The following is a 9,279-nucleotide window of genomic DNA, read 5'->3' as shown; positions in this document are numbered from 1 at the left end:
GTTTGCAGGTAACAAAATGTAGTTTTCATTTTGGACGGCTTTCGTTAACTGATAGATTCCGACTACAGTTTCCCCGATTACGTGTGCATATGAAACCATCAGAAGTACTCCAAAACTTGCCAAAACACCTGAATTGATATGTTTCCATCTGCACCTGTCCGTGCGCCCTGTACACTAAGATTGCTTGCTGACGTTAGCCTTGCCGCACCACTGCCCGAGAATGTCACTGAGCCGCCCGAGTTTCCCCCTGCAACGTAATTTGAAATGACAACGGCCTTTGACAAATTTACTGGTGAAATAGTGACATTGATTACGGCTGCCGGAGCTGCGATTGATGTCACACCGCGTTGAACTGATTTAATCCCACCCCCGCCTAATGCACTTAAATCCATCAATACCCTCCTGCGTACCGCAATTCGTTTTCAGCGACACATTCAAAAATTAAGGTTCCGACCTTTCCGTCCGGCAGCCAATGATTTATCTCACTAATACCATTCGGCAATGTAATTTCTACAGATCCCACAATATCGATACGTCCTGACGTGTTCAGCTTCTGAATTTCAACAACATCACCTGCAACAAGTACTGCTGCATCCAGAGTGACGGTTTCATTTTGACCCTCATCGAATACGATGATTTCTCGTTGAGCTATCCCTTTACACACATGGCTTGCTGGGTTGTACTCAAATTTATTTACTGCTTTGTTTCTAACTGCGTTAATTTCCCCGACAAAGTCGAACATCCAGCTTTCAGCCGATACTTCAATTGGCGTGGCGTTAGCAATGCCAAGGTGCTCTATGACTAAATTTCGAGTCAGGACATTGCCTGCAGTCGTACCCTCGGTTTTAATTTTTTGTGTCAGAGGTACATACGCAAACATTACCAATTGATCGCCTTCAACTGGGTCTGTGTACACCAAACCTATCCAGTTAAATGAAAAGTTACCTACATCGGTCATCATCATTTGGCTATAGGTCACTCTGTTTTCGTCAATGATCCCTTGGCGAGTTGGTGCCCTTTCAAATACCACATATGCTGGGTTTGGCATCGGCTCGTCAGCCGGTTCCGGCGTGGTGTGAACCAGCCCCGGAATATTGGCAAATACAAATTTGGTAATTTCCAGCTGTGGTCCACTGGCCACAGCTGCAGCCACTAGGTTTTGGCCTGTGGTGGTTAAACGCGCCATCAGCTGGCCCTCGCAGTTAATGTTTGGTAATCGTTATTGCATTCGGTGGCTGCCACATAGCAAGCAGTGGCTTTGTTTGAGACGTATTCATAACGGCGGCAGGTGCGGCCATAGTCCTGAATAATGGTGCCCAGCAAGGCGGCGCTAGAAACAATGCTGTCATCCAGTTCAATTGAAACAATGTCCCAATCCATTCCAACCTGGCGTTCACTAATTGCCAGTACCGGCACCCCTAAGCGGCTCATGATGTTGATAAACCCCTGAGTGCTGCCTGCATCCTCAGCGTTTACAAAAGCAAAGGCTACGCGCTTGCGATACAGCCACAGTGGTTCATTGCTAAAGCGGGTAATGCCACGCTCCCAGGCCAGCAAATCGAGTAATTCCAGGTTGCAGCTCAGCGGGTCCGTCTGTGTCAGTGGCCACAAAAACCAGTCGCGCATACGCTGCCAAAAGCTCTGCACACCGTTTCTCAGCATGGCGGGTTCTTGCTCGGTGCCGTTTTCAGTCAGGGTTTTACCGTCCATCCAAAACGGCAGTTTTAGGCTGGTTAGTTTTGGTGCGTCGCTCACTGGGCTGGCCCCTCGTTACTGATGGTTAAGCTGCTGATCCGCGGTAGCTCTAAACCGCTTTCTAAATCGTCATTTAAAAAGCGAATACTCTTTAAATTTGGTAACGCGTTATGCAGTTCCTGCCCCAGCCGCGAGAAGGCAAACACACTGCGCGGCAGCGTTCTGGTTAATTCCTGGTATAAGTCTGATTCCCGAAAAGCAGCCCTTACCCGTGCTTCAATAGCGGCCTCAAGCACGGTAATTTCGTCGCTGCTCAGGTTGTCTTTGTGCCAAAACTCTAAGCTCAGCGCCGTGGGTGCTGGCGGAATGGCAATGGCCAGTAAATCGTCGCCGTGGCCGTGGTAGCCCTGCACACTGATATAGTCGTTTATTTCGTCTATCAGGCTGGCCGGTGTTTCGCCAACTGGCATCATCACATAGCAGTTGGCTGTTCCTGGGCCACGTGGTGCGTCGTGTTCAAAAAACAACAGGTCGGAACGAATTCCGGCAAATGTGGCAATGGCCGCACGGTACACGGCGTCTATGTGGTAGTTGCCCACACTGGCGAATTTATCGCGTATACGTAGCGCCAGGGCGTCCTCGCTTTCTTTGTCAGCGCCTGCGGTTTCAATCCAGTTCGCGCCATTGCTGGCCGACTCAATACCTGCGACCGGCACCGGTAGCACGTTGTAATAACCCGCTGGCAGGTTGTAACCGGCACCTGTGTTTTCGGCTTCGCATAAAATGGCTTGGCTTAATGTGCCGACTGGGATCACCGTGGCTGTTAACACCCGCATTTTGTAGACAGCGCCTAAAGTGCTGTCTGTCTGGATCAACGTACCGGCCGGTATGGCAATGGCTGCATTCACATCGGTTTTGGTAAAGACGATATATCCCTTGGTTTTCACCGCTGCTTTGCGGCTGATGCCCACGTCCCAGGCTTTTAACTCCAAATACGTTTTTGTCGCGGTGGCGGCGTACATGGCCGGCAATACATGTCTGGCCAGCAGTGTTTTAATCAGCCACAGCACTGGGCTGACTATGCAAGCAGTGAACAGCCGCCAGAACGGGCTTAAGGCGCTGTTGTTGGATATGATGGAGTTGGCCGCTGTCACGTCGGTATTCACCATGGCTATCACTTCGTCACTGGTCACCGGCACACCCTGGTCTTTTAATATGCTTTCAAAATCAACTGTTGGTCGCATTGGTGATAACCTCTGTACTGATGCTGCCAAATTCATAGGTTTCTGCCGTGATCAGCACCCTGCCGCTGGCCTGCTCGGTAATTTCAATGGTGCCAGGCCTTAATCGGGTGTCGGTTTCAATCAACAGTTCCATTTCGGTAAATACGTCGTTACGCAAGGCGCTGCTGCGCTGTGCCAACAGCTTGGTGACTAATCCCGACTCTAACAGCCGGTGTTTGACGTCCTGCGCTATGCTGGCCCTGCTGTGAATTAAATCCGGCTGGCTGATGCTGTTCATAGCGAGGCCGCCGCCTTCAATAAATAAATCGCTGTACTTTTCCATGCCTTACCCCGCCAACAGCTCTTGCTGCTCGGCAATTTCTGCCAGGCTGAACCCCTTCGGCGGGTTCTTGATGATCACATCGCCAAAACTTAATGATTTAGACGGTATGGCGTTGCTCTGGCTGCTGCGTTTGGCGTTGGCGGTCGCAGCTGCTTGTTGGTCCACTTTTGGCGTAATGATGCTGGCCAACGTTTCATTGGCGGCAGGTTGCATGGCGACGGTTTGTGTCAGGTCGTCCAGTGCCAGTGATTTCGGTAGCTTGCGCTGTACTTCAATGACCTGTTTTAGCGATTCAGGTGCATAAGCCGCTGGCATGATCCGCTGTACCTGCAACGACTGTTGCATAGCGTCCGGCGCGTAGGCTGGCGGCAGGTTACGCTGTACGTTGAGCTGTTGCGTCAGTGCCGCAGGTGTTTGCTCGGGTGGCATGATCCGCTGTACCTGCAACGACTGTTGCATAGCGTCCGGTGCGTAGGCCGCAGGCAGGTTGCGCTGTACGTTGAGCTGTTGCGTCAGTGCCGCAGGTGTTTGCTCGGGTGGCATGATCCGCTGTACCTGCAACGGCTGTTTCAGTGCCGGCGGGGTGTACGTCGCTGGCAGATTACGCTGTACATCAATGGATTGTTTCAGCGCTGCTGTTTTAAGTGGGCTTAATGCTTCCGGTGAATAGACGTAGTTCGCAGAGTCGTTGGCGGCATTTCGCTGCATCCACTCAGGCATAGCGTTTTGCACAAAATCAGCCTGGTTGGCCATGCTCTGCATTTTTGGCGTGTCTAACTGTGCAACGACAGGCGTGATTGGAATATCAAACCCAAGCATATTGAGCTTTTCGGCTATCCAGTTAAACGCACTGATAAAACCGTCTTTCATGCCTTGCCAGATAGTGCCAACAAATTCGCCCAGCGCTTGCAGCCAGCCCCATTCGCTCATGCTGGCCCGTAGGTCGTCCCAGTAGTAAATCATGGCCCCCACTGCGGCGATGGCTAAACCAATGCCTACTACCAGCAGGCCTATTGGGTTGGCGGTCATGACTAAATTCAGGCCCATCATCGCCAGCCTCCCCGCTTTCAGCGCCACCTCAAACAGCCACACGGTGGCCGCTGCTGCTTTGTTGGCTGCGCCATATAGCCATGTTTTTGCGGTAGCGACAGCGGTGCTGATGCTCCACATGTTCATGGTCATGTTTGCGGCTAGTATTGCCCCGCGCAGCCACTTCAAGGTGGCCGCTGCTTTTGTGTTTATCCAACTGTAGGCTTCAGTGACAACTCCCCCTGTCACCATGGCCATTTTCAACGCACCCATTGCAATGGTGATTAAGCCACCTATCGCAACGATGGATAGCAGTCCTATTGCAAAGTACCCCAGCCAGCGGGTGATATTGGGAAATTTGCTGGTAAAGTCGATAACTGAACGGCTCATATCTGCCAGCTTGCCGACAAATTCATTAAACGCTGGCAACACGGCTGAGCCAAATGCGGCCCGAATAACATACCAGCTTTGGCTTAGGCGCTGGCTTTGGTCGGTCATGGCGGCGGCCATTTTTTCTGCCTGCTCCATACCGTTCACTTTGCCCAACTGGTCGATAGAACCCGCCAGACCGTTGACGTCTTTGAGCAGCAGGCCAATCAGTGATGTTGCCTCTTGCGAACCAAAGGCTGCCGCCAGCGCGTCACCTTCGGCAACACTTATCACATCGCCGTATTTGCCTTTAATTTTGTTCAGTATGTCGACCATGGGCAGCATGTTGCCCTGGGTATCGGTGAACTTGAGGTTTAGCTTTTCCTGGGCCTTACCCACCCCTGCCAAAAACGCCTTGTATTTGGTGGCGGCTTCGCTGCCTTGCATGGTGGATTGCAGGGTGCCCATGATGGCCATTTGCTCTTGCAGTGGTGCAAGGCCAGCCGAAGCGCCCAAAGCGCCAAAGGCATCGGCCATTTTTTTACCGTCGGTTTTAAAGGCTTGAACCGCCAGCGCCGTCATGCCGGTTAAGCGTTCAACCCAGGCACCCTCGCCCATGGCTTTGGCATCATTTTTAAAAATGCCGTACATGGTGCCCATGTAGCTGGTGATGGTGGCCGCATCGGCTTTGGTGCCTTTGGCCAGCACATTGGATGCCATGGTAAAGCGTGACAGGTCGGTGTCGTTCAGCCCGGCAATGGCAGATTGAATGTCGTAGGCAGAGCGGACAAATTCGGTAGAGCTTTCGCCATACTTTAAGGCGTAGTCGTAAGACGTGTCGGCCAGCATTTTCAGGGCACTTTGCTGCACCCCAAGAGACTGAACCTCGCCTAATGCACGGCCCATTTCAATGGCTGGCATTAAGGCATTTTGCAGGGCAAAACCACTGGCCGCCACGCCACCGACACCCGCCGCCATTTTCATGGTGCCTTGCTGGTAACCGTCGGTCAGTTTGCCGAGGCCATGGGTAATTTTCGCAATAGGCTTGGTGATTTGGTCAATCAGGCCCACTGTGAACATTAGCGGTTTTGGTAAGCTCATTTGCGGCCCTTTTACTGATGCCCTTTTTACTGGCTTTAGGCTATGGCCAGTGCAGCCATTGCTGACTGCACTGCAGCTGTTTTCTTTGACTACTTGCCACCAAAGGCACGGTTGACGCCATTGGCCACAATGGCCTCTAACGACTGCGCTTGGTTTTTGTGTAACCACAGCGCCCTGGCCAATGACTGTTCGCTGTCGTCCTCACCCGGCAACCAGTGGCGGCGCAGGGTGAGTAATTGCTCTATCTGGTTGCGCTCTAAAGCGTCAGCCAGATCCGTTATTTTTTTACGGCAATTTCCAGTACAGGGCTGAATTCCTCACCCAGTAACGAGGTGATTTGCACCGCTGCACCAGGGGATTTGTCCAGCAACGCTTTCAGCTCGTCCTTTTGCTCCTGGGCAATGGTACGCACCACAAAGTTATGGGCAGCGGCCGAAATCGACTCGCGCCGTGCGGTAGCATCCACAAAGTTGCTGTGGTCCTGTGCCGTGACGTTAAAGGTAAAATCCGTGCCGGCAATGGTTAAAGTGATGGCTTGTTTCATGCTGCGTCCTTCTCTCTTCTGTTTGTTAATAAGTCTTTTAGGTTGTCAAAGCCGTCTCGCATCTGGCGTTCTATGCGGTAGGCCAGCTTTTCTACTTCGATTTTGGTGGAGTAGTTTTCGGCCACATGGGTCTGGTGTTTGCTCAGCTCACTGCTGGTGGTATGCACCACGCCATACAGGTGAGAAATCAACGGCACCATGACCGCAACAACCAGGCTCAGAAAACCAATGATCACCATCAGCCAGTTGATTAATTCCATGTTTTTCTCTCCTGTGGCTGGCCGTTCTGCTGCTTTTCTCGGTCGTTGGCTTCTTTGGTGCTGCTGACCCAGTAGTAAACGGCACCTGCAACAAATGGCAGGTAGTTGCTCGAAATGCTCACAATCAGGTCTCTGTTTTCCGGCGGAATTTTCAGGAAAAACAACATGACTAATTCGCCAAACATCACGAACAAAAGTAATAAAGTGATGGCTGACGGCATCCAGTGGTCTTTGTGCATCAGCCTGGCGTTCTGGCGGTCGGCCAGAATGGCTTTATGTTCATCCAGTGCAATGCGCTGCAGCTCAATATTCGCCTGGCGGATTTGCTCCCGCTCTTGCGTGGCCCACTCCTGCAGTTTCAGTGCAGCGCCCGGGTCGTTTTTCAGCGCTGCGGCGACGGCATCCGGTTTATTCGGTGTACCAATGGCGCCAGCAATCTGGCTGCCAATGCTGACTGCTAAACCCAAAGGCCCGCCCAGCAAGGGCGCAACGGAACCCGCCACGTCACCCACTACCCCTGCAATGTCTTTCCAGTTCATACGGTCCCCGCTAAATACCTGGCTTCACGGCGGCGGCGCGACGGGTAGCGATCACCAAAGTTATTCAGTTCGGCCACCATTGCCTGTGTGTTTCCCGCAATGGCCGCTTTCCAAAACAACGGGCAGCGTTTAGCTAAATCGCCGTATTGAAAGGCCACAGAGGCAACAACGGTTTGCACCGGCTCTGGCAGCTGTTCAAAAAACAGTTCTGAAGCCCGGTTATATCGCTCGACCAGCTGCGCCAGCTTTTGCTGTTTCACGCACTGGTCAATGGTGTGGGCGTCGTCAGACGTGATCCGAAGCGGCGCAGCCTGCAAGGCTGCCACCGCTTTGTTTTTTTTCAGCAGGCAATACGGGGCCAGCGTGTTTACCAGCTCGCAGCCTTTGGGTAGCAGCCTGATTAAATCGTCTTCTGAGCACTGCCCCAAATCAAAACCCGTGGCAATGGTGACGCCTGATTTTGAATACTCAGGGTCTGGCACGTAGCCACGCAACACGGGGCCACCTTCCATTTCTGCGATAAAATCAAAATTCACCTTTGTCATGGTTACCTGCCGCCCTTACTGCTTAATGTTTTCAATTTCGTCCGGGCGCAGGTACGGCACACCGTCGATATGCACAAAGTCTGGGCTGGTTACGTCAAACGGTAGTTTGAACAGCTGTGCCTGGCCGCCTTTGCGGTCAAGGTCCAGAATGTCGCTCAGTTTGATGCGGCAGCCAAAGGCTTCCACTTTAGTTTCGTCCTGGGCGGTTTTTCCGTAAAACATAATGTCGAAGGTGCCCATGGCCCGCCATGCACCGGCCTTTTTCGCCTGTGCTGAAATCAGCGCAAACTGGCTGGCGTTCACGTTCAGTTCGCCGCTGGCTGACACGTCACCGTCTACGGCACCATCCGGCACCCCGGCGGTTTGCACCACAGCGCTGTTGTCGGTAATGGTCAGGGTGGCGGTGTCCACATGGATCATCGTGTCGCCCATGTGCACGTTAAAATTCATTCCAGATAAACGCATGGTTTTGCCCTCAATTGGCTGGTTATTCGGTTCCGGTTACAGCAGGCTGGTCCTGGCGGCCTATTGGCTGCTCAGGTCCAGCATCAGGTTCACGGTAATTTCTTTTGGTGAGTTGTAAGGCCGCACCTTCATGTAAATGGTCACCGCTTTATTGGTGGTCCAGGCAATGCTGATGTCGCCATCCTGCGGTGGCTGAATGTCACCTGGGAACAAGGTGTTGCCAATCTGGCTGGCCTTACTCATGGCGCGCAGCGGCTTCATAAAATAGGCCGTGTTCAGTGCAATGCTGGTTGGCGTTGAGTTCAGCTGGCGGTCGGCAACGCGGCGGATCGCCAAAATACGCACTTCGCGGCTGGCTTTATGCACCGGGCGCAGGTGTTCAATGTATTGGTAGTCGCCGCCTGCGGCGTCCAGCGTGGTGCCGTCTGCCCAGTAAATGCCTTCTAAATCCGGGTACCACTGCGGCACACTTAAACGTGCTTCGGCCAGCGTGTTCAGCGTGGCCAGTGCCAGCGGTTTCTCTGCACTGTCTACCGGCGCTGCGCCCAGGCCCAGCACGGCACCTGTGGCCACACGCATTGGGCTATCGGCAATGCTGACTGAGCGATTGCATAAACGGCCGGCTAAAACACCTACGTTGTTGCCATGCAGTTGCGGCACTGCCATGATCAGGTGCGCTGCAATACCCGCCTGAATTGCGACGGCAGCCGTTTCGTATTGTGTCCAAGTTTGTAATGCGGCAATGCCTGGAGTGGCAGCAATACCAAACACAAAGCGGCCGTGGCTGGCTTTCAGGCTTTCCAGATAGTCGTGCTTCGCGTTCAGTGCGGCGCCATCGGTGCTATCGTCACAGAACACCACCGCTTCAAAGCTCTGCACTTCGTTTGCGGCGGTGATGGCGTCAAACACGTCTTCATCGTCAGCCAGTGGGTAAACTGCTGCTGTCCAGTTCTGGCCAGCGTTCAGCTGTGCTGCAATTAACTGTGTGCGCAATGGGCTTGCGGCTAACAGGTCTTCCAGATCCGTTTGCGCATTCACGCTAAACAGCTGGCTTTCTTCGCCTTCTGCACCTGCTAAACCGACAAACAGAAAATGACGCTCAATGGCTGCAACATCACCCTGGCCCTGATTCAAATTGTTAACTGTTACCTTACCTAGTGACATTT

Annotated in this window: 13 protein-coding genes; all 13 read right to left on the bottom strand. The window is 52.8% G+C overall.

Annotated elements, in window-relative coordinates; genetic code table 11:
* Positions 1–98 precede the first annotated feature (98 nt).
* The 13 genes from ACFO3I_RS04995 to ACFO3I_RS04935 all read right to left on the bottom strand — a co-directional run bounded on the left by ACFO3I_RS04995 (position 99) and on the right by ACFO3I_RS04935 (position 9,277).
* Complete coding sequence (locus ACFO3I_RS04995) at positions 99–392, bottom strand: hypothetical protein (RefSeq protein WP_377332251.1); 294 nt, start codon at positions 390–392, stop codon at positions 99–101.
* On the bottom strand, positions 392–1,186 hold the full coding sequence (locus tag ACFO3I_RS04990) for a phage tail-collar fiber domain-containing protein (RefSeq protein WP_377332249.1): 795 nt from the start codon (positions 1,184–1,186) through the stop codon (positions 392–394). The genes ACFO3I_RS04995 and ACFO3I_RS04990 overlap by 1 nt, the downstream gene beginning before the upstream one ends.
* On the bottom strand, positions 1,186–1,755 hold the full coding sequence (locus ACFO3I_RS04985) for a hypothetical protein (protein ID WP_377332248.1): 570 nt from the start codon (positions 1,753–1,755) through the stop codon (positions 1,186–1,188). Before ACFO3I_RS04985 ends, ACFO3I_RS04990 begins: the two co-directional genes overlap by 1 nt.
* A complete protein-coding gene (locus ACFO3I_RS04980; RefSeq protein WP_377332247.1) occupies positions 1,752–2,939 on the bottom strand; it encodes a baseplate J/gp47 family protein in 1,188 nt (395 codons plus the stop codon). The genes ACFO3I_RS04985 and ACFO3I_RS04980 overlap by 4 nt, the downstream gene beginning before the upstream one ends.
* Complete coding sequence (locus tag ACFO3I_RS04975) at positions 2,923–3,261, bottom strand: DUF2590 family protein (protein ID WP_377332245.1); 339 nt, start codon at positions 3,259–3,261, stop codon at positions 2,923–2,925. The genes ACFO3I_RS04980 and ACFO3I_RS04975 overlap by 17 nt, the downstream gene beginning before the upstream one ends.
* 3 nt (positions 3,262–3,264) lie before the next feature.
* Positions 3,265–5,760 (bottom strand): phage tail tape measure protein, encoded by a 2,496-nt coding sequence (locus ACFO3I_RS04970; RefSeq protein WP_377332244.1) that lies wholly within the window; start codon positions 5,758–5,760, stop codon positions 3,265–3,267.
* 89 nt (positions 5,761–5,849) lie between these two features.
* Entirely contained in the window at positions 5,850–5,987 is a 138-nt protein-coding gene (locus tag ACFO3I_RS04965; protein WP_377332519.1) for a DUF6890 family protein, read from the bottom strand.
* Positions 5,988–6,037: 50 nt separating this feature from the next.
* A complete protein-coding gene (locus tag ACFO3I_RS04960) occupies positions 6,038–6,304 on the bottom strand; it encodes a putative phage tail assembly chaperone (protein ID WP_377332243.1) in 267 nt (88 codons plus the stop codon).
* A complete protein-coding gene (locus tag ACFO3I_RS04955; protein WP_377332241.1) occupies positions 6,301–6,564 on the bottom strand; it encodes a hypothetical protein in 264 nt (87 codons plus the stop codon). Before ACFO3I_RS04955 ends, ACFO3I_RS04960 begins: the two co-directional genes overlap by 4 nt.
* On the bottom strand, positions 6,555–7,103 hold the full coding sequence (locus ACFO3I_RS04950; protein WP_377332239.1) for a hypothetical protein: 549 nt from the start codon (positions 7,101–7,103) through the stop codon (positions 6,555–6,557). Before ACFO3I_RS04950 ends, ACFO3I_RS04955 begins: the two co-directional genes overlap by 10 nt.
* Positions 7,100–7,648, bottom strand: coding sequence for a pesticin C-terminus-like muramidase (locus ACFO3I_RS04945; RefSeq protein WP_377332237.1), 549 nt, complete (start codon positions 7,646–7,648; stop codon positions 7,100–7,102). The genes ACFO3I_RS04950 and ACFO3I_RS04945 overlap by 4 nt, the downstream gene beginning before the upstream one ends.
* Positions 7,649–7,663: 15 nt before the next feature.
* On the bottom strand, positions 7,664–8,113 hold the full coding sequence (locus ACFO3I_RS04940) for a phage protein (RefSeq protein WP_377332235.1): 450 nt from the start codon (positions 8,111–8,113) through the stop codon (positions 7,664–7,666).
* 60 nt (positions 8,114–8,173) lie between these two features.
* On the bottom strand, positions 8,174–9,277 hold the full coding sequence (locus ACFO3I_RS04935) for a DUF2586 domain-containing protein (RefSeq protein ID WP_377332234.1): 1,104 nt from the start codon (positions 9,275–9,277) through the stop codon (positions 8,174–8,176).
* Positions 9,278–9,279: the final 2 nt, after the last annotated feature.

The organism is Rheinheimera marina, assembly GCF_042654345.1.
GTDB classification, from domain to species: domain Bacteria; phylum Pseudomonadota; class Gammaproteobacteria; order Enterobacterales; family Alteromonadaceae; genus Pararheinheimera; species Pararheinheimera marina.
The sequence above is the reverse complement of the archived record's forward strand: the minus strand, read 5'-3'. Positions and strand labels throughout refer to the sequence as shown.

Excerpts from the sequence above, each read along its gene's own strand:
- ACFO3I_RS04960 (WP_377332243.1), bottom strand. The coding sequence starts at position 6,304 with ATGAAACAAGCCATCACTTTAACCATTGCCGGCACGGATTTTACCTTT.
- ACFO3I_RS04940 (WP_377332235.1), bottom strand. The coding sequence starts at position 8,113 with ATGCGTTTATCTGGAATGAATTTTAACGTGCACATGGGCGACACGATG.
- ACFO3I_RS04990 (WP_377332249.1), bottom strand. The coding sequence starts at position 1,186 with ATGGCGCGTTTAACCACCACAGGCCAAAACCTAGTGGCTGCAGCTGTG.
- ACFO3I_RS04935 (WP_377332234.1), bottom strand. The coding sequence starts at position 9,277 with ATGTCACTAGGTAAGGTAACAGTTAACAATTTGAATCAGGGCCAGGGT.
- ACFO3I_RS04975 (WP_377332245.1), bottom strand. The coding sequence starts at position 3,261 with ATGGAAAAGTACAGCGATTTATTTATTGAAGGCGGCGGCCTCGCTATG.
- ACFO3I_RS04980 (WP_377332247.1), bottom strand. The coding sequence starts at position 2,939 with ATGCGACCAACAGTTGATTTTGAAAGCATATTAAAAGACCAGGGTGTG.
- ACFO3I_RS04995 (WP_377332251.1), bottom strand. The coding sequence starts at position 392 with ATGGATTTAAGTGCATTAGGCGGGGGTGGGATTAAATCAGTTCAACGC.
- ACFO3I_RS04970 (WP_377332244.1), bottom strand. The coding sequence starts at position 5,760 with ATGAGCTTACCAAAACCGCTAATGTTCACAGTGGGCCTGATTGACCAA.
- ACFO3I_RS04955 (WP_377332241.1), bottom strand. The coding sequence starts at position 6,564 with ATGGAATTAATCAACTGGCTGATGGTGATCATTGGTTTTCTGAGCCTG.
- ACFO3I_RS04945 (WP_377332237.1), bottom strand. The coding sequence starts at position 7,648 with ATGACAAAGGTGAATTTTGATTTTATCGCAGAAATGGAAGGTGGCCCC.
- ACFO3I_RS04950 (WP_377332239.1), bottom strand. The coding sequence starts at position 7,103 with ATGAACTGGAAAGACATTGCAGGGGTAGTGGGTGACGTGGCGGGTTCC.